Origin of the sequence: Acinetobacter sp. UBA6526, from assembly GCF_002434875.1 — a bacterium.
Classification (GTDB): Bacteria; Pseudomonadota; Gammaproteobacteria; order Pseudomonadales; family Moraxellaceae; genus Acinetobacter; species Acinetobacter venetianus.
Genome location: NZ_DJLC01000224.1, coordinates 1269 through 19863, shown reverse-complemented (window position 1 = coordinate 19863; position 18595 = coordinate 1269). Strand labels below are relative to the sequence as shown.

Annotated in this window: 19 protein-coding genes and 1 riboswitch; of the genes, 9 read left to right on the top strand and 10 right to left on the bottom strand. The window is 39.2% G+C overall.

Going from position 1 to position 18595, the window contains the following annotated elements:
• From B4237_RS15255 to B4237_RS15230, 6 genes are all read left to right on the top strand, one after another.
• Positions 1–87: hypothetical protein (locus tag B4237_RS15255; protein ID WP_286943827.1), on the top strand; the 87-nt coding region annotated here is incomplete at its 5' end.
• Positions 88–294: 207 nt separating this feature from the next.
• Positions 295–390: riboswitch (guanidine-I (ykkC/yxkD leader) on the top strand.
• A 48-nt stretch (positions 391–438) separates the two neighbouring features.
• On the top strand, positions 439–1176 hold the full coding sequence (locus tag B4237_RS15250; RefSeq protein ID WP_061392191.1) for an urea amidolyase associated protein UAAP1: 738 nt from the start codon (positions 439–441) through the stop codon (positions 1174–1176).
• A gap of 18 nt (positions 1177–1194) precedes the next feature.
• Positions 1195–1839, top strand: coding sequence for an urea amidolyase associated protein UAAP2 (locus tag B4237_RS15245; protein ID WP_278596474.1), 645 nt, complete (start codon positions 1195–1197; stop codon positions 1837–1839).
• A 12-nt stretch (positions 1840–1851) separates the two neighbouring features.
• Complete coding sequence (uca, locus tag B4237_RS15240; RefSeq protein WP_278596473.1) at positions 1852–5454, top strand: urea carboxylase; 3603 nt, start codon at positions 1852–1854, stop codon at positions 5452–5454.
• Between the two features lie 301 nt (positions 5455–5755).
• Positions 5756–6193 carry a CopG family ribbon-helix-helix protein gene (locus B4237_RS15235; RefSeq protein ID WP_031234648.1) on the top strand — a complete coding sequence of 146 codons (438 nt, stop codon included), beginning with the start codon at positions 5756–5758 and terminating at the stop codon, positions 6191–6193.
• Positions 6194–6274: 81 nt separating this feature from the next.
• Positions 6275–7306, top strand: coding sequence for an ABC transporter substrate-binding protein (locus B4237_RS15230; protein ID WP_374974281.1), 1032 nt, complete (start codon positions 6275–6277; stop codon positions 7304–7306).
• A 49-nt stretch (positions 7307–7355) separates the two neighbouring features.
• On the opposite strand, the gene B4237_RS15225 is transcribed toward B4237_RS15230, so the two are convergent.
• From B4237_RS15225 to B4237_RS15190, 8 genes are all read right to left on the bottom strand, one after another.
• Positions 7356–7685: a DMT family transporter gene (locus tag B4237_RS15225; RefSeq protein WP_004880095.1), complete on the bottom strand. Its 330-nt coding sequence runs from the start codon at positions 7683–7685 to the stop codon at positions 7356–7358.
• An 18-nt stretch (positions 7686–7703) separates the two neighbouring features.
• Positions 7704–8579, bottom strand: a complete 876-nt coding sequence (locus tag B4237_RS15220; RefSeq protein WP_278596472.1) for a hypothetical protein — start codon at positions 8577–8579, stop codon at positions 7704–7706.
• Positions 8576–9592 carry an isopenicillin N synthase family dioxygenase gene (locus tag B4237_RS15215; RefSeq protein ID WP_278596471.1) on the bottom strand — a complete coding sequence of 339 codons (1017 nt, stop codon included), beginning with the start codon at positions 9590–9592 and terminating at the stop codon, positions 8576–8578. The genes B4237_RS15220 and B4237_RS15215 overlap by 4 nt, the downstream gene beginning before the upstream one ends.
• A gap of 54 nt (positions 9593–9646) precedes the next feature.
• A complete protein-coding gene (locus tag B4237_RS15210) occupies positions 9647–10525 on the bottom strand; it encodes an ABC transporter ATP-binding protein (RefSeq protein WP_278596470.1) in 879 nt (292 codons plus the stop codon).
• Between the two features lie 2 nt (positions 10526–10527).
• Positions 10528–11463, bottom strand: coding sequence for an ABC transporter permease (locus B4237_RS15205; RefSeq protein ID WP_278596469.1), 936 nt, complete (start codon positions 11461–11463; stop codon positions 10528–10530).
• Positions 11464–11637: 174 nt separating this feature from the next.
• The gene (locus tag B4237_RS15200) at positions 11638–11892 is read right to left on the bottom strand and encodes a YfhL family 4Fe-4S dicluster ferredoxin (protein ID WP_035312519.1); all 255 of its coding nucleotides are present in this window, start codon (positions 11890–11892) and stop codon (positions 11638–11640) included.
• 3 nt (positions 11893–11895) lie between these two features.
• Positions 11896–13260, bottom strand: coding sequence for a tRNA 5-hydroxyuridine modification protein YegQ (yegQ, locus tag B4237_RS15195; RefSeq protein ID WP_278596468.1), 1365 nt, complete (start codon positions 13258–13260; stop codon positions 11896–11898).
• A gap of 201 nt (positions 13261–13461) precedes the next feature.
• A complete protein-coding gene (locus tag B4237_RS15190) occupies positions 13462–13887 on the bottom strand; it encodes a hypothetical protein (protein ID WP_004880080.1) in 426 nt (141 codons plus the stop codon).
• Between the two features lie 466 nt (positions 13888–14353).
• Between B4237_RS15190 and prfA the strand changes: the two genes are divergently transcribed.
• Positions 14354–15442 carry a peptide chain release factor 1 gene (gene prfA, locus B4237_RS15185; protein WP_004880078.1) on the top strand — a complete coding sequence of 363 codons (1089 nt, stop codon included), beginning with the start codon at positions 14354–14356 and terminating at the stop codon, positions 15440–15442.
• Positions 15442–16260 (top strand): peptide chain release factor N(5)-glutamine methyltransferase, encoded by an 819-nt coding sequence (prmC, locus tag B4237_RS15180; RefSeq protein ID WP_278596467.1) that lies wholly within the window; start codon positions 15442–15444, stop codon positions 16258–16260. The genes prfA and prmC overlap by 1 nt, the downstream gene beginning before the upstream one ends.
• Here prmC and B4237_RS15175 read toward each other — a convergent pair.
• Positions 16257–16889, bottom strand: coding sequence for an FMN-binding negative transcriptional regulator (locus tag B4237_RS15175; RefSeq protein WP_278596466.1), 633 nt, complete (start codon positions 16887–16889; stop codon positions 16257–16259). The two genes, prmC and B4237_RS15175, sit on opposite strands and share 4 nt — an antisense overlap.
• Before the next feature lie 16 nt (positions 16890–16905).
• The gene (locus B4237_RS15170; RefSeq protein WP_278596465.1) at positions 16906–17967 is read right to left on the bottom strand and encodes an AraC family transcriptional regulator; all 1062 of its coding nucleotides are present in this window, start codon (positions 17965–17967) and stop codon (positions 16906–16908) included.
• A 143-nt stretch (positions 17968–18110) separates the two neighbouring features.
• Between B4237_RS15170 and B4237_RS15165 the strand changes: the two genes are divergently transcribed.
• On the top strand, positions 18111–18595 hold a 485-nt coding region (locus tag B4237_RS15165; RefSeq protein WP_286943815.1), incomplete at its 3' end, for an SDR family NAD(P)-dependent oxidoreductase.

Below are 18595 nucleotides of genomic sequence, written 5' to 3'. Positions count from 1 at the left end.
GACAGCAAAGGTGAGGAAAAAGTTATCGCTGATGTGAAAGCAAAAGTTGAAGCTGTTTGTGCAAAATTCCCAGTATATGCAAACTAATGTGTATATCTAAAAAAGCGCCGTAAGGCGCTTTTTTTATGTCTAAAAATATGGAAATAGAAGAATCAACTTTTCTCATTAAGCATCATCTTGGTGCCCATTTTTAATGAAACGCTCAAATTCTCACTAAAATTGATCATTTTGGTATTACTAAATATAAAAAACGTAATACTTATTTGGCATGTCTTTTGCTTCATCTAGATATAGCTAAAAGTTGTCTAGGGTTCCGATGCTGATTGGCGTGACTGGTCCGAGAGATGACGGTTCGACAGAACTACACGGAGGGATAAAAGCCCGGGAGGTCAGGCATTTTGCCATAACGAGGTTTAAATTATCCACAAGAGGTTTGTTATGAGTCAATCGGTCTATCACGACAATAAGACACTTTGGAGTGAAACATTACCGGGTGGGCATCATTGGTCTGGTCGAATCCAAAGAGGCACTGTTTTACAACTTGAAGCATTAAATCAGAATGCAAATGTTTCATTATTCTGTGTAAATGCTGATGAGAAATTAGAGCGCTTCAATATGCCTGATAGTTTGAAAGCTCAACATACGGCATTTTTATCGACAGAGCATGTATTGTACTCTGATCTCGGGCGAGTCATGGCATCGATAGTGAAAGACGATCATGGCTGGAATGATGTGTTTTGTGGCCCAAGCACAGCTGAACAAATTGCTAAAAACTTCGGTAAAAAAAACTTCCAAGATGCACGTAATGATATGCATCAAAATGGTTTAGAGAGTTTATTGATTGAGCTAACTAAGTTCGGTTTATCTCAAGCTGATTTAACGGCAACCGTGAATTTATTTTCGAAAGTAAAGCCAGATGACGGTGGAAAACTGTCTTATGTGCAAAATAACAATCTGAATCAAATCATTGAATTGAGATTTGATATGGATTGTTTGGTCTTTCTTTCTGCTGCACCACATCCATTAGATCAATCTGATGAATATAACCCCTCTGATATAGAGCTTCGTTTATTTAAAGCCAATCCCTTAACTGAGCATGATATTTGCCGAGACTCGTGTCCGCAAAACCAACGTGGTTTTGCCAACAATCAACGTTATTACGCATTATCAAATTAAGTTTGGGGGGAATAGACAATGACAGCATTACAACGATTTGAAAAAACAGTTTTAGATCAAGTTTGTCCAGCAGGCGAGGCTTGGATGTGTGAGGTAAAACAAGGTCAGTATTTCCGAATTATTGATTTAGAAGGAAATCAAGCCGTTGATACTTTGTTTATCAGTGCTGAAAATGTTGATGAGCGATATAGCGCGACAGATACGCTTGCGCAAAATCAACAACTGTATTTGGAAAAAGGTACAACGCTTTATAGTAATTATGCACGACCAATCGCCGTGATTGTCGATGATAATTGTGGTCGACATGACACCTTAGGCGGCGCATGTTCATGTGAAAGTAATACGGTTCGTTATGCACATGATAAATACCCGATGCATAGTTGCCGTAATAATTTTATGTATGCTTTGGCAAAGCATCCTATTGCAAAAAAACATCAGCTCAATGTTCGTCATATAGGCCCGAATATTAATTTTTTTATGAATGTTCCTGTTACGGCTGATGGACACCTAAAGTTCGATGATGGTGTTTCTGCACCGGGTAAATATGTGGAAATTAGAGCCGAAATGGATTTAATCGTACTTATTTCTAATTGTCCTCAATTAAATAATCCTTGCAATGCCTATAACCCAACAAAAATTCAACTCGTCGTACGTGAAGCTTGAGGGGAATAGCATATGTTTAAAAAAGTACTTATTGCCAATCGCGGCGCTATTGCTTGTCGAGTAATTCGTACACTGCGTAAATTGGGCATTCAATCGGTTGCTGTTTATTCAGAAGCAGATCGTGATTCTTTACATGTTTCTATGGCAGATGAAGCGATTTTTATTGGTGATTCTGCTGCACAACAAAGCTATTTAAATATTGAGAAAATCCTTTCGGCAGTACTTGAGTCTGGTGCAGAAGCGATTCATCCTGGATATGGTTTCTTATCTGAAAACGCTGCATTTTGTGATTTATGTGAGCAACAAGGCATTGCATTTATTGGCCCAACATCGCAACAAATGCGTGATTTTGGCTTAAAGCATACAGCGCGTGAATTGGCAATTCAGAATCAAGTTCCTTTATTACCGGGCAGCCAATTGCTCATTGATGAACAGGATGCAATTGTTCAAGCCACTCAGATTGGCTATCCCCTGATGCTGAAAAGTACTGCGGGTGGTGGTGGAATTGGGATGCGTTTGGTTTGGAATGAAGTTGAGCTCAGAGATGCTTACCAGACAGTTTCCTATCTTGCGCAAGCAAACTTTAAAGACGCAGGATTATATTTAGAAAAATTTGTTCAAAATGCGCGCCATATCGAAGTACAAATTTTTGGTGATGGCAAAGGTCAAGTGCTAGCGTTAGGTGAGCGTGATTGTTCGGTTCAGCGCCGTAATCAAAAGGTGATAGAGGAAACACCAGCACCACATTTAAATCATCAACAACGTGAATATATTCAACAAATTGCCATTCAATTGATGCAGTCTGTACAGTATCGCTCTGCTGGTACAGTTGAATTTGTGATGGATACGGACACGCAAGAATTCTATTTTCTTGAGGTCAATACGAGACTTCAAGTGGAACATGGCGTAACTGAACAGGTTTATGGCGTTGATCTTGTTGAATGGATGGTGACTTTAGCGAGTGGTGATTGGTTAGAACCAACGCAACAACTCGAATCAAAAGGGCACTCAATTCAAGTCCGTTTATATGCAGAAGATCCGATTAAGAATTTCCAGCCAAGTGCGGGTCTATTAACTAGCGTAAAGTTTGATGCATCGTCACGTGTTGAGACGTGGGTTGAAACGGGATCAAATGTTTCTTCATTCTATGATCCGATGATCGCCAAAATTATTGTGACTGCAAATGATCGAGATCATGCAATTCAAGCAATGCAAAATAGCCTAAGCAAGACTGAAATTGTAGGAATTGAAACTAATTTAGAATATTTACAAGAAATTATCCGTTGTGAGGTATTCAATCAAGGAACTCAAACGACTCGCTTTTTAAATACATTTGAATGGAAAACGCAAAAGATAGAGGTTCTACAATCTGGCATACAAACCGCTGTACAAGATGTGACGGGACGTTTGGGCTACTGGGATGTCGGTGTTCCGCCATCTGGGGCAATGGATGCATTAAGCTTAAATGTTGCAAACCAATTGCTGGATAATCCTTTTAATACAGCAGGCTTGGAATGTACTTTACAAGGTCCTACGCTTAAGTTTCATTGTGATAGCCAAATCGTTTTAACTGGCGGAGATATGGAAGCTAGTTTAGATGGTCAGATCATTCCAATGTGGTCAACCATCAATGTGCGCAAAGGACAAGTTTTGAAATGCGGAAGAATTTCCACAGGTTGTCGAAGCTATATTGGTATTAAAGGTGGTTTAAATGTTCCTGCTTATTTAGGGAGTTTAGCGACGTTTACTTTAGGGCAATTTGGTGGTCACGCAGGAAGAAATTTGCTGATCGGTGATATGTTGCCTATCTTTGAAAGCAGTTTAGAAAATACGCATTTGCTAGATGCGGCTCAAATTCCTAGTTTTGGAACAAGTTGGGAAATTGCAGTGATGTACGGGCCACACGGTGCGCCAGACTTCTTTACGAAAAATGATATTTCCATGTTTTTTGAACAAGAATGGGAAATTCACTTTAATTCGAGCCGTACAGGGATTCGCTTAGTTGGTCCTAAACCTGAATGGGCGCGTATCGATGGTGGTGAAGCGGGGTTACATCCATCGAATATCCATGATAATGCTTATGCAATTGGAGCGATTGATTTTACGGGTGATATGCCAATTATCTTAGGGCCTGATGGTCCGAGTTTAGGTGGCTTTGTTTGCCCAGCCGTTGTGATTAATGCTGAACTATGGAAATTGGGGCAGCTAAAAGCAGGGGATAAAGTGAAGTTTATTCCTGTAAGTTATCAGCAAGCTCAACAACTAGAACAGCAATATCAAACAGCATTGCAACATAAAACAACAGCGAATGTGAATTTCTCACCAGTCATTCAGGCAGAAGAAATCACTTTAGAAAATGCTGTTTTAGCAACATTGGCACAAGGTGAAGATAAACCTACTGTAACGTATCGACCTGCTGGTAATCATTATTTATTGGTCGAGTATGGGGATCTGGTCTTAGACCTCAATTTAAGATTCCGTATTCACGCTTTAATGCAGTGGGTAAAACAGCAAAATATTCAAGGTATTATTGATCTCACGCCGGGGATTCGTTCACTGCAAATTCACTATCATTCGAGTGTTTTAGACCAATCGGATTTACTGAAATTATTACAATCTGCTGAAGCCGAACTGCCTGATATTGAGAATATGCAAGTTGCTTCTCGAACTGTGTATTTACCATTGGCTTGGGAGGATTCACAAACTCAACTGGCGACTGAAAAATATACGCAACTCGTTCGACCAGATGCGCCTTGGTGTCCAGATAATATTGAGTTTATTCGCCGTATTAATGGTTTGGAGTCAAAACAAGCTGTTAAGGATGTCGTCTATAACACTTCGTATTTAGTGATGGGATTGGGTGATGTTTATCTCGGTGCACCAGTTGCAACGCCACTTGATCCAAGACATCGATTAGTTACAACCAAATATAATCCTGCGAGAACATGGACACCTGAAAATGCTGTGGGTATCGGTGGTGCGTATATGTGTGTTTACGGCATGGAAGGACCGGGTGGTTATCAATTTGTTGGGCGTACCACGCAAGTCTGGAGCCGTTATCGTCAAAATCCTAATTTTGAATTAGATAAGCCGTGGTTACTGAGATTCTTCGATCAAATTCGTTTTTATGAAGTGTCTGAAACTGAACTATTGGAGATGCGTGAAGATTTTAAAGCGGGACGTTTAAAGCTTAGAATTGAAGATGGTGTTTTAAATCTTAAGGAATACAATGCTTTTCTTAAAGAAAATCAGGCAAGTATTCAAGAGTTTAAGCAGGTTCAACAAGAAAATTTTGAAGCAGAACGCCGTAGATGGCATGAAGCAGGTTTGGCTGAATATGTTTCTGAAAGCATGGATGTTGTGCTTGATGATACTGAAATCAATATACCTACAGGTGGAATGGTTGTTGAATCACACATGCCAGGTTCAGTCTGGAAAATTGAATGTGCGGTTGGCGATATCATTGAGGAGGGTGAAACCCTTGCGGTGATAGAGGCGATGAAAATTGAAATTCCAATCATTGCACCAGCGAAAATGAAAGTCGATACCATCTTGATTGATAAAGCGCAAACGGTCAAAACAGGTCAAGCTTTGTTTACTTTAGCACCCGCATAATATTTGAAAAATATAATGATGCATGAAAAGCCCTATCATGAAACATAGGGCTTTTTTTTGCACATTTTTTAAACTTGATAAGTGCTTTTGAGCGTAAATAATCCCATAAAAACTGGCATAGATACTGCATTAAATAATACGAATTAGAAAATTAGTATTACTGAGGTAGCGATGGATACCAAGCGAATCATGATTCAGTATTGCAAACTCGTTATGCATGTTTTGGTTGATCTTTTAGCAGTGAGAGCAGGTTTATATGTCAAACAAGAAAGACCAAGTGCAAAAAAGTAACTCAAGCAAACTGAAGGATAAACCGAAACTGACACGCATCAGTATTACGGTGCCTGAAAAGACCGTTGAAGCTTTGGATCAGAAGATCGTAGAAGAACATTACGAAAGTCGTTCTCAAGCAATCGTAGATATGATCAATCGCCATTTGATTCATCAATACACCACCGAGAACTCAGTCATGGTGGGAACTTTAACGTTGTTATATCAGCGCAATACAGCCAACATCCGCGTGCAACTCGCTGATTTACAACATGAGTTCCTTGAGCAAGTGATTAGTTCTTTGAGTATTCAGTTAGATGATCAAAAAATCTTAGAGGTTATGCTCTTGCAAGGAAAAAGTAATGATCTTAAACAAATTAGTCAGCAATTTACTGCATTAAAAGGTGTGATTAAAGGCCATCTTGAGCTGATGGATGCAGTTATGCCGCCGCTGCAACAAAACGATTAACAGTGCGTTTGCTACGCATTATTTTTTAGTTAAAGGTTTTACGTATGAATGTCATAAAACATTCTCTAATGGGGTAACATTATGAAGCAAGCAATTACAACATTATCCATCTCTGTATTATTGGGTTTGGCTGTTACGGGATGCGATAATTCAGCCAAAGTACCTACGGCCGATAAAGCTGCTGATTCAACAAGTAGCAATGCAAGTACACCAATTACTATTGGCTATAGTGATTGGCCGGGCTTTGTCGCATGGCAAGTAGCAATCGAAAAAGGCTGGTTAAAAGAAGCGGGCTTAAATGTAGATTTTAAATGGTTTGATTATTCAGCGTCTCTTTCTGCTTTTGCGGCTAATCAATTAGACGCAGTGTTGGTTACAAATGGCGATAATTTAGTGAATGCTTCTGGTGGAACCAAGGGCATGATGATCATGGTGACGGATTATTCTGCTGGTAATGATGTCATTATTGCAAAAGAAGGTATTAACTCAATTAGTGATCTAAAAGGTAAGTCAGTTGCAACGGAAAAAGGTTTAGTAGATCACTTACTCCTTTCAACAGCTTTAGATGATTCTAAAATTCCTGCAACAGATGTGAAACTTGTTAATTCAGTCACCAACGAACTCCCGCAAGTATTCACCAGTAAGGATATTTCTGCGATTGCAGTTTGGCAGCCTGTTGCCAATCAAGCTTTAAAAGCAGTGGCTGGTTCAAAGATTATTTATACATCTAAAGACAAACCAGGTTTGATTTACGATACGCTTTCAGTGAATGCGAGCCATTTATCTGCTCATAAAGAGGATTGGAAGAAACTGATTCAAGTTTGGGATAAGACTGTAAAATATATTCAAGATCCTGCAACACATGCCGATGCGGTAAAAATTATGGCAAATCGTGTAGGTGTTGACCCTGCACAGTATGAACAATTTATTGATGGTACACATTTACTTGATCTTGCTGCGAATAAACAAGTATTTGCAAAAGGAGACGGTTTTGATTCAATCTATGGCTCTACTTACCATGTCAATAAATTCAATGTGAGCAATGGCATATATAAAGCAGAAGTCGATGCGGATGGATTAATTTATCCAGCACTTGTGGAAGAGTTAAAATAACAATATGCATAAAAAAACCGTTCACACAGAACGGTTTTCTATAACTTTTTTAGATATGAGTACTTTTAGAAAATACATTAATCACAATAATTCCTGTGATCATTAAGCCTAGACCAATAAATGCAGCGGTGTCTAAGTGTTGTTTGAAAAAAATCCAACCTACGGCAGAAATAAGCACAATACCTGCACCTGACCAAATCGCATACGCAATGCCTACAGGTATCGTTTTCAGTGTAAGGGATAAAAAGAACAAGGCAACGGTATAACCTAAAATGGTAATGATCGAGGGAACTAAAACGCTGAATCCTTGGGAAGCTTTAAGCGCTGAGGTTGCGATTACCTCAGCAACAATTGCTATAGCTAAAAATAGATAAGACATAAACCTCCAAAGCTCCACTCAAATAGTCGTTTTTGCATGTTTCAGTAAATGATTTTGCTCTTGAGCTAACCATCGTTGCCCTGAATCGGAACAAGCAGAGATATGATCAAAAACAAAATCAGGCTGATAAACGTCAAGTTTAAAATATAGAAGATATTTGTCATCACCAATCATTTTTAATTGTGTAATGGTCTGATCTTCTAATAATTCAAAATGATCAAGTAAAATAGTTTGACCAATTTGATTGGACTTCGTACTCCAGCAAATATTCGAATCATTCAATGCGATCGAAACTTCATAGCTTTCAATTTCACTCTTCAGATCATTCACCTCAGCTAAAGTAGCATATTGGTTTATCTGCTGTTGAATCTGAGGGAAACGTGATTGGGCATAAGCAATATGTTTATCTGTGATGACAAGACCACCATCAACAGGAAATATTTGCTCGGTTTTTAAACATTGCATTTGAAATAGTCGTAACCCAAAAAATAATCCTCTATTTGCTTGCTGACGCCAATCTTCGACATAAGCATTAGACGGTGCAAACTCTAAGATAGAATTTCCAATCGGATAGAGTTTTGCTGGTTCAGGCCATTGAATATGATTCTGATAACTTTGCTGAATTTCCCAAGATAATAATGCTGTTTGGCTGTCCCATATTGTATCGCCAATCCAACCCTGACGTTCATGTAGCGCGGTTTGATTGCCGTCAGGAAGTCGGAGGTCAATGCTAAATGATTTTGATTGGAACCAATAAACAATCGTATTTTCATCCGTTAAGCCATTATAGAAACTGATACTTTTACGTCTGAAACTCCCGAATAAATATCGGGGTAAGGTTAAGTCTGCGATGGGTGTTGGCTTTAATCGCTTTAATAATTGCACAAGGTTCATGACACTTCTCCTTGTTCATTCAAGCCAAAGGAGTAAAGCGGTCGTGCATTTTCTAAAACCAGCTCACCTGAAGCAATGCGTTGTTTTAGATATCTAAAAGTTTGCGCTGTTTGATTAAATAAATGTTCGCCACCTTTCATGGGTGGATAATGGGGATCTTCATTTTTGATAATGGGTTGGATGATATAGTCGTAATTACAAGAGAAAAACAAAGGGAAAGAATAGCGTTCTTGTTTGACGCGTTTAACACGGTGTTTGGTTGCTAGGTAACGACCATTCGATAAGATTTCCATCATATCTCCGATATTCATCACCATCGTATTTTCAATCAGTGGAATATCAATCCATTCACCTTGTTTATCTAATACCTGTAGTCCTTCTGCCGTTGGAAAAAGCAGAGTAAAGCACTCGTAATCTGTATGAGCACCAATCCCAAACTGATCTTCGGCATTTGGATTGAAAGGATAGTGGATCAGTCTTAATTGACTCGGTGCATGCTTTAAATGCGCATCAAAATAGTCTTCTTCTAACTCCAAAGCCAGCGCAAATGCTTTAAAAAGTTGATGGCCAATTGCTTTGATATGTTGGTAGTAAGCTAAAACTTGTTCTTTAAATTGAGGATCATTAGGCCATTGTGTAGGACCGAGTAAAGGGCGGCGATTTTCAATTTCCTGATAGTCATAATTGATGTCATATGCTTCTTTTAAGTCATATACATTGGCTTTGAATTGTTCCTCTCCAATCGGAACATAACCACTGTGGTTTTTTGAAAGTCCGATGTAGTTTTGCATTTTTTGATTTTCATCTTGAGCAAAGTAACTTTCAGCGATTTCTTTGAGTTTATCGAAAAGTTCAGGCTGAAATTGTTCGCCTTGAATATACAGAAAACCGACCTCTTTGCAGGCTCGATCCAGTGCTTGAACGACTTGCATCCGATCTTCTAAGTAATCGCTATTTAGAAGAGAAATGTCGATAAGTGGCAGGACATATTCATGGTTCATGATCTTCACCATAGGCTGGTCGTCCAGCAATAAATGAAGCGAATTGGGTCGTCCCAATTGCTATTTTTATTTCTGTGTACTGACTTGAGTCATGCGTGGAATTTTAGGTAAATCCTCTAAGGATGGATCAAGTTCTTCTTCTTGACTATGTACAAGTTGATTCACGCGATCACGCAATTGTTTGAACTCCGTTGAGTGAATTAAGTCGAATGATCGCGGTCGAGGCAAATTAACTTCGATAACTTCTTTTACTTCACCAGGGTTGGCTTTTAATGCCACGATACGATCGGCCAATAAAATCGCCTCATCCATGTCATGGGTAACAAACATAATAGTGAGGTCAATGTTTTGCCATAAATCCATCAAATGTTTTTGCATCTTTTGGCGGGTGTAAGGATCAAGTGCACCAAAAGGTTCATCCATTAATAATATTTTAGGTTCATTGACCAATGCTCTGGCAATCGCAACACGTTGTTTCATGCCACCTGAAAGCTCATGTGGAAATTGATTTTCATACTTATCTAAACCAATGATGTTAATCCATTCCCGTGCCATTTCTTCTGCGCGAGTTCGGCTGATGCCTTTCATCATTGGACCGAACATGACGTTTTCTTTGACTGTTTTCCATGGGAAAAGGGTATAGCCTTGAAACACCATGCCACGTTCAGAGCTAGGCCCTTTGATTTTTTGACCTTCAACTAAAACCTCACCACTATGGAAATCATCTAATCCTGCGACAACACGACTCAAGGTGGATTTACCACAACCTGATGGGCCGATCACACAGATAAATTCTCGTTTATGAATGGTTAAATCAATTTTATTTAGGACAAGACGTTCACCATCGCCATGATTAAAGATTTGGCTCAGATTTTTGGTTTCTAGCATTACAGGACGAGTATAAATACTTTCGAAATATGCTTTTGAATCAAAATGCTCAGTCATATTTATACTCCTTTTTTCCATTTGAATAGACGCATACCTAATTTCATTAAAATTAGATCGCAGACCAGACCAATCACGCCAATAATCAGGATTGCAGCATAGACGTTATCAAAGTTTTGATAGCGTGCTTGTTGTGTAATAAACCAAGTGATGCCTGAGGTTGCACCAATTAATTCTGAAACAATTAAATATGTCCAAGCCCAACCGAGTAAGACACGTTGATCTCGATAGATGTCTGGCAATGCAGCTGGAATCACCACATAAAATAGGCTTTTGACTTTGTTTGTTCCAAGGGTATAACCCGCCTCAATTAAGCCGCGATCAACCATTCTTGTGGTATTGGCAATAATCAAGATTTGTTGAAATAAAGTACCAATCACAATGATGGCAATTTTAGGTGCATCGTTAATTCCTAAAATAGCAACCGCAAGTGCGCCAAAAGCAGGTGCAGGAAGGTAGCGAAAGAACTCAACAAAAGGCTCTGTTAACTTGGAAATCGTGTTGGAAAATCCGCATAAGATTCCGAGTGGTACACCAATCAACGATGAAATGAAAAATGCAGTAAATACGATTTTGATACTGTGCCACAGACTTTGATGTAGCCAAGGTGCGTCTGCTTGCTGTGGTGGTGTCGTAAATGATGTAAATAATGCTATCGCAACTTCATGTGGAGCAGGTAAATATATTGGGTTGACTAAAATTCCTGTTGGAGGTGTTTTAGCTTGATCAACCGCTTGTTGTGCTTCTGCATAGTAAGCACTTTTCTCAAGACGTGTTCCTACCTGTAAGTAAGAGACACTGCCTGAATCAGTGATTTGAACTTGAGGATGCCAAATAAAAGGTAAATAACTGACACAGCTCCAAATAAGAAGTGGAATGATAAAAGACCCAAATCCTAAGAAAAGCTTTTTCCTTTTTGACAATACTGAATGATGCATAGGCAAACACCCGTAGTAATACTAATTTTAAAAAACGTAATACTATTTAGCAATTTTGATGCCAGTGTTAAGCGCTTAAACAGAAATTTAGCAGGGAGAAATATCAGAACTTAAAAAGAAGCGGTACTTTCAACCATGATGGAAGGAAAGCACCACAAAATTAATTTTAACTATTTAATTATTATATAAATTTAAGCTTTTAAATTTAATGAGAAGTTGGTCTTTTGATTCTAAAAAATTTGGGTCTGGATTGATACAGTTAATCGGACACACAGCAATGCATGTGGGCGATTCATAAAAGCCTACACATTCAGTGCAACGTTGTGGGTCGATTTCGTAAACTTTTGCACCTTCATAAATCGCTTCATTGGGGCATTCTGGGAGGCACATATCGCAATTGATACAGGCCGTCGTGATCATGAGTGCCATGTCTTAGTTCGCTGCATAAGCCAAAGCAGAAGATTGTAATTGCTCTTTTGCATGAGGCAGGTTGCGAATTAATAAAGCATAAGCAATATCTATATCTTGTGGCAGTGGAATCTCTACGATATGACCTGAGCCTTTAGCATTGTCGATTGAATTATCTTTTAGGTCACGCATATGCTCAAGCACAAAAGAAAAATTGCCTTTCGGTGTCATCAATTCTAGAGAATCACCTACGAGGAAGCGATTTTTAACTTCAATACGAACATAGTCGCCGTGACGTTCCAAAACTTCACCGCAGAATTGTTGATAATCAAAATGTGATGAACCATCTTCATAGTTCTGATAGTCGCTGTGAATATGTCGACGTAAGAAACCTTCGGTATAACCTCGATTTGCCAAGCCTTCGAGTTGATGCATTAAGCTCTGATCAAAAGCTTTGCCTGATAAAGCATCATCAATTGCTTTACGATAAATTTGTGCTGTGCGCGCACAGTAAAAATAGGATTTCGTTCTCCCTTCAATTTTAAGAGATGCAACACCCATATGCGTCAGACGATCTACATGTTGTACTGCACGGAGATCTTTTGAGTTCATAAAGTAAGTTCCATGTTCATCTTCTTCTGCAGCAAACATTTCTTCGTCATTACGTTGAACTAAAACTGTTTGTGTAGTGTCTTCTGAATCCGCTTTTGAACAACATTGTGTAGGTTCGTCTAATTGCTGAACAGGGATGACATCACCATTGACATCTTCTTTTGCATCATGGATTTTATATTCCCAACGACATGCATTGGTGCAAGCACCTTGATTGGCATCTCGTTTATTCATATAGCCAGATAGAAGACAGCGACCTGAATAAGCCATGCACAAAGCACCATGTACAAATACTTCTAATTCGATTTCAGGGACATGTTTTTGGATTTCTTCAATTTCCTCAAGTGATAACTCGCGAGAAAGGATGACACGACTTAGCCCATAGCCTTTCCAAAACTTTACTGTTGCCCAGTTAATCGCGTTTGCTTGTACTGAAAGATGTATTTGCACGTCAGGGAAATGTTCACGCACCATCATAATCAAACCTGGATCAGACATAATCAAGGCATCAGGTTGCATCGCAATAATCGGTTCAATATCTCGAATAAAATTTTTCAGCTTACTGTTATGTGGTTGAATGTTGGCAACAACATAGAATTTTTTACCTAAGGCATGTGCTTCATCAATACCGATTTTTAAATTGTCATGATCAAACTCATTATTACGAACGCGTAAACTATAACGAGGTTGACCTGCATAGACTGCATCTGCTCCATAAGCAAAGGCATAGCGCATATTTTTAAGAGAGCCAGCAGGCGAGAGTAATTCGGTATTCATGTAAAAACACAAAGGCATATAAAAAATAGGGGATTATTCTAGGAAGAACAAGAAAAGGATTCAACCAAGTATTTAAGTCAGGATTTTTAGCATTAAATCCTTATTTGCCAATGCTAGTCTCACCTTTAAATAAGTCTAAATTTATAGAATCTCCAGAAATCTTGCTTAGATAATAAAAAAGCACCCGAAGGTGCTTTTGAATTAGTGATGACGATGTTTACGTTTTTTCTTATATTTTTTAGATTGGTGATTGTCATAATAACGATCTTGACCAACTTGACGACCTAAAGCTGCACCACCAGCAGCACCCGCTGCTGCACCGATGTAACCACCCGTTGTTCCACCTAGATTTTTACCAACTGTATAGCCACCGACACCACCTAAACCGCCACCGATAGCAGCTTCGGTACGTGTACGTTTACTACTTGCAGCAGCTGCACCACCAGCACCACCAATCGCAGAACCAATCATGGCACCGCTGTTTCCACCAACTTCTTTACCAATTGCAGTACCGACAACACTACCAAGCGCAGATGTTGCTGCTACACGTGTACCATTATCTGCATGAGCAACGGTCATCAGAGAGGTACTTGCTAAAATCGCACATAACCAAGCATTGGCTTTCATTTTTAACTCCACGTTCCTATTGGATAGGACATCTTTTGTAATGCGAGCAAATGTAACAAAGTTTGAGATGGAAAATGTGGAGATGCTTTTCTGAATTATTACGGTTTAGTGATTGGATTGTAGTGTTTTGTTGCTTTCGATGAGAAATAGAGCGATAAATCAATTCAAAACCCGAAGTAGATAACGATTTAATCTCGTTTGAAAATACAGAATTATAAAAATAGTAGGCAATGTTCTAACTTGGATATGTTATTTCAAATTTTACACTTCGCTTCAATAAATAAAACTGCTCAGAACAGATAAAACCAAGTGATTTGTGATGAAATGATGGTGGAATAGTAAGTTAGCAAACTTCTCTATGTTATTTAATCAGGAGAATCTGTAAACTATGCGCAATTTTTTGATTTTGCTCGTGCTTCCGCCAGTTGTGTTGCATAGAGTCTTTAGATTTTGAGATATTCCACCCATGAAAGCATCACTCCGTTTAAGATTAGATCAATTATGTGATCGTCATGAAGAGCTGACTGCATTGCTCGCAGATGTAGAAGTTATTTCGGACAATAAACGTTTTCGTAAACTGTCACGTGAACATAATGATTTAACAGAAATTACTGAGGTTTGGGCTAAATATCGTCAAGCTGAAGAAGACATCGAAACTGCTGAAATGATGAAGTCTGATCCAGACTTTAAAGATATGGCAGAAGAAGAAATAAAAGAAAATAAGGCGCTTTTGGTTGATCTCGAAGATCAATTAAATGTATTGATGATTCCTAAAGATCCAAACGATGCCAATGCTGCATATCTTGAGATTCGTGCAGGAACGGGTGGTGATGAAGCTGCGATCTTTTCTGGTGACTTATTCCGTATGTATAGTAAATATGCTGAAACTCAAGGTTGGCGTATTGAAGTGCTTTCTGAAAATGAAGGTGAACATGGCGGTTATAAAGAAGTGATTTGCCGTGTAGATGGTGAGGGCGTATATGGCCGTTTGAAATTTGAAAGTGGTGCACATCGTGTACAACGCGTCCCTGCCACTGAATCCCAAGGTCGTGTGCATACCTCTGCATGTACAGTTGCGATTCTTCCAGAAGTAGATGTAGACACAACAGTGGATATTAACCCTGCTGATTTACGTATCGATACCTACCGTGCATCAGGTGCGGGTGGTCAGCACATTAACAAAACCGATTCAGCGGTGCGTATTACCCATATTCCGTCAGGTGTTGTGGTTGAATGTCAAGAAGAACGTTCACAGCACAAAAATAAAGCTAAAGCGATGGCACTACTCGTATCACGTTTAGAAAATGCAAAACGTGCTGCGGCTGATGCAGCAACTTCAGAAATGCGCCGTGACTTAGTAGGTTCGGGTGACCGTTCTGAACGTATTCGTACTTATAACTACCCACAAGGCCGTATGACGGATCACCGTATCAATCTAACTTTATATAAATTAGATGCGATTATGGAAGGTGATTTAACAGAATTGTTGGATAGCTTGCATCGTGAATATCAAGCGGATCAGTTAGCTCTGCTTGCACAGGAAAATGGCGGCTAATGAATATTGCTCAAGCATTAGAAATCAAAGGCGAAATTGATAGCTACGAACGCCAAGAAGCAGCATGGCTACTTGAGCATATTGTAGGAATCGGTGCTTTGGAGCTAAAGTTAAGGCTTGAGCATGAGTTGACTGAAATACAAGAACAAGCTTATTTAGATGGGCTTGCGCGTATCGAACAGGGTGAGCCATTGGCTTATGTTACGGGTTCTCAGCCATTTTGGACGCTAGATTTAAAAGTAACCCACGATACTTTAGTTCCGCGTCCTGATACTGAAATTTTGGTTGAAACGGTGCTGAAACTTCCAATCAGTACGAATGCCAATATTGTCGACTTAGGTACAGGAACTGGTGCAATCGCTTTGTCTTTGGCAAGTGAGCGTCCGCAATGGCAGGTTACAGCAACTGATGTTTATCTACCGACCTTAGATGTTGCAAAAGAAAATGCGACTCGACATGGTTTAACGCAAGTTAACTTTGCCTGTGGAGCTTGGTTTGATGCTTTAGAATCGCAAACATTTGATTTGATTGTATCTAATCCACCTTATATCGATCCAGAAGATGTGCATATGCAAAAGCTCAAGTCTGAACCTGAGCGAGCATTAATTGCAGATAATCATGGGCTAGCAGATATTGAAATCATCATTACTCAGGGAAAAGACTGGTTAAAGCCAAACGGTTGGATTGTGCTTGAACATGGTTATGATCAAGGACAGGCGGTACGTAATATCTTTGAGCAACAAGGATTTAGTCAAATCCAAACCATTCAAGATTATGGTGCAAATGATCGCGTTAGCTTAGGACAGAAATCAGGTTAATCTTGAATATATCGTTGGACTGCTTGTGCTAATTTAGCTTCACCTTGTTGCTCTAAACCATCCACAACACCGACGGCATCAACTTTATCGCGATTTTGACTGAGTTTAAATTTTCCAGTCATTTGCTGGATTTTAATTTCTATTCCAATGATGCCTTTGAGTTCTTCAGCGATATAGTCGCTTGGTGCATCAGACATTTTCCAAGGTTTCGGTTGTTTCGCCTCATGTGTTCGAGTCAGTTTTGCGAGAATACCGCGTAAGGATTTTTCATCTTCTAAAAAGCGAATAGCGCCGTTGACGTGAACCACTTGATAGTTCCAAGTCGGTACGTGTTGATGGTGTTGTTGCTTGCTTGGATACCAGTTCGGTGAAATATAGCCTTGTTCACCTTGAAAAATGACAAGCACCTCTGTTCCATTTCTGATTTGGGTGTGTAGAGGATTATTTCTTGCAATGTGTGCAACGAGAATAGCACTATGATGTTCAGGTTCAAGGAGCAATTTAAATGGTAAATGATTAGCCCCAAATCCATTCGTGCTTTGGCTAACTAATGTCGCAAAGGGATAATTTTCAATGAGTTGGTAAAGCTTTTCATGATCTTTCTCTTCAAAAACCTCAGGAAGATACATTTTTAACCTCCATTTATTACGAATCCAAATTGCTTAAAAAACTCTTTTTGTTGGGGGATGATTTACGGTAAGTACCTGGGCTTACACCACTCCATTTTTTAAAAGCGCGATGAAATGCACTTGGATCATGGAAGTTCAGCTCATCACTAATACTTTGAATGGAATCATTGGTTTTACTTAGGCGTTCAATTGCAATATCGCAGCGGATATCATTTTTAAGCTGTTGATAGCTAACACCTTCTTGTTTCAAGCGCCGTTGAATCGTTGCCGTCGACATATTTAATTGTTGTGCGATATCTTTTAATTCAGCCCATAGTGAAGGTGGTTGCAACAGTAATTGACGACGAATCTGCAAGCTTAAAGAATTTTCATTTTTAAAACGTACAATTAGGTTATAAGGTGTCTGTCTCAGAAAATCTTTTAATGCCTGTTTGTCTTTCTTAATTTTATGTTTGAGATAATGTGCATCAAATTCGATTTTATTCTGTTCCGCATTGAACTGAATGTCTTCGCAGAAGCGAACACGATAATCTTGTATTTCTACAGGTGGATGGCATCGAAAAGCCATACTTTGAAATGCGATACGTTGATCGCTCAACCAACACATCAAACTGTGAACTAACATTAAAAAAGTTGAATAGGTGAACATACGTTTAGGCTGTTCGTGATCGTGCAAAATCAAATAGGCTTTGTCACCTTGTTGAACAAGTTCACCATGAATATCATCTAAGATTAGACTGAGAAACCTTAGAATTTCTTTTATTGCCTGCTCTAATGTTCCAGCATTGAATGCGAGTTGAGCCAAGAGCTTATAACTGCCACGCCGCATGGGGTGTTGATCCATTCCCAAGAATTCATCATTCATGGTTTCTGCAAGTTCTACCCATAATTGTGCGCATTGAGTTACAGGAACGCGCGCTTTGGTCGAGGTTAGCAATTCTGCTGAGATACCTGCACGATTGGCAATACTCACGATATTTAAACCACGACTTGCGGCAACACTTAACGCTTCACGGATTAAAGCATTAGAAATAGTATCTTTGGCCGAATTTATATCTAAAGGTAAGTTTTTGCTCATACAACAATGAAATACAGGAGAAAAAATAGATTAAATGCTCAAAAGTTGCATTAAATTTGCTACTTTTTGGAATTGTATCGGAAAAAACTTCGCTTTACTCTGACTTATAAAAATTTATATCTTTAATTTGATAGGAAACGTAAATGAAAATTCAAGGAAAACATTTTGTCATTACTGGTGGTGGCTCAGGTTTAGGTGCAGCTACAGCAGAATATCTAGTAGAAAAGGGCGCATCGGTAACGTTGGTGGACATGAATGCTGAAGTTGGAGAACAACAAGCTAAAGCACTAGGCGATCAAGCTGAATTCGTAAAATTAGATGTAACGGATGAGCAAGCCGCTGAACAATTTTTTAAAGATGTTGTAGAAAAGCATGGTGCACTACATGGTTTAGTCAATTGTGCGGGCATTGGCCCATCGGCGAAAGTTGTGGGGAAAGAAGGAGTCCATGATCTTGCGATGTTCTCTAAAACTTTACAGATCAATGTGACTGGTACATTCAACATGCTTCGCTTTGCTGCTGACGCTATGAGTAAAAACACTGTAGCTGAAGGTGATGAAGACCGTGGTGTGATTGTGAATACGGCATCTGTAGCTGCTTTTGATGGTCAGATTGGACAGGCAGCATA

Excerpts from the sequence above, each read along its gene's own strand:
- B4237_RS15250 (WP_061392191.1), top strand. The coding sequence starts at position 439 with ATGAGTCAATCGGTCTATCACGACAATAAGACACTTTGGAGTGAAACA.
- B4237_RS15245 (WP_278596474.1), top strand. The coding sequence starts at position 1,195 with ATGACAGCATTACAACGATTTGAAAAAACAGTTTTAGATCAAGTTTGT.
- uca (WP_278596473.1), top strand. The coding sequence starts at position 1,852 with ATGTTTAAAAAAGTACTTATTGCCAATCGCGGCGCTATTGCTTGTCGA.
- B4237_RS15230 (WP_374974281.1), top strand. The coding sequence starts at position 6,275 with ATGAAGCAAGCAATTACAACATTATCCATCTCTGTATTATTGGGTTTG.
- B4237_RS15225 (WP_004880095.1), bottom strand. The coding sequence starts at position 7,685 with ATGTCTTATCTATTTTTAGCTATAGCAATTGTTGCTGAGGTAATCGCA.
- B4237_RS15220 (WP_278596472.1), bottom strand. The coding sequence starts at position 8,579 with ATGAACCTTGTGCAATTATTAAAGCGATTAAAGCCAACACCCATCGCA.
- B4237_RS15215 (WP_278596471.1), bottom strand. The coding sequence starts at position 9,592 with ATGGTGAAGATCATGAACCATGAATATGTCCTGCCACTTATCGACATT.
- B4237_RS15210 (WP_278596470.1), bottom strand. The coding sequence starts at position 10,525 with ATGACTGAGCATTTTGATTCAAAAGCATATTTCGAAAGTATTTATACT.
- B4237_RS15205 (WP_278596469.1), bottom strand. The coding sequence starts at position 11,463 with ATGCATCATTCAGTATTGTCAAAAAGGAAAAAGCTTTTCTTAGGATTT.
- B4237_RS15200 (WP_035312519.1), bottom strand. The coding sequence starts at position 11,892 with ATGGCACTCATGATCACGACGGCCTGTATCAATTGCGATATGTGCCTC.
- yegQ (WP_278596468.1), bottom strand. The coding sequence starts at position 13,260 with ATGAATACCGAATTACTCTCGCCTGCTGGCTCTCTTAAAAATATGCGC.
- B4237_RS15190 (WP_004880080.1), bottom strand. The coding sequence starts at position 13,887 with ATGAAAGCCAATGCTTGGTTATGTGCGATTTTAGCAAGTACCTCTCTG.
- prfA (WP_004880078.1), top strand. The coding sequence starts at position 14,354 with ATGAAAGCATCACTCCGTTTAAGATTAGATCAATTATGTGATCGTCAT.
- prmC (WP_278596467.1), top strand. The coding sequence starts at position 15,442 with ATGAATATTGCTCAAGCATTAGAAATCAAAGGCGAAATTGATAGCTAC.
- B4237_RS15175 (WP_278596466.1), bottom strand. The coding sequence starts at position 16,889 with ATGTATCTTCCTGAGGTTTTTGAAGAGAAAGATCATGAAAAGCTTTAC.
- B4237_RS15170 (WP_278596465.1), bottom strand. The coding sequence starts at position 17,967 with ATGAGCAAAAACTTACCTTTAGATATAAATTCGGCCAAAGATACTATT.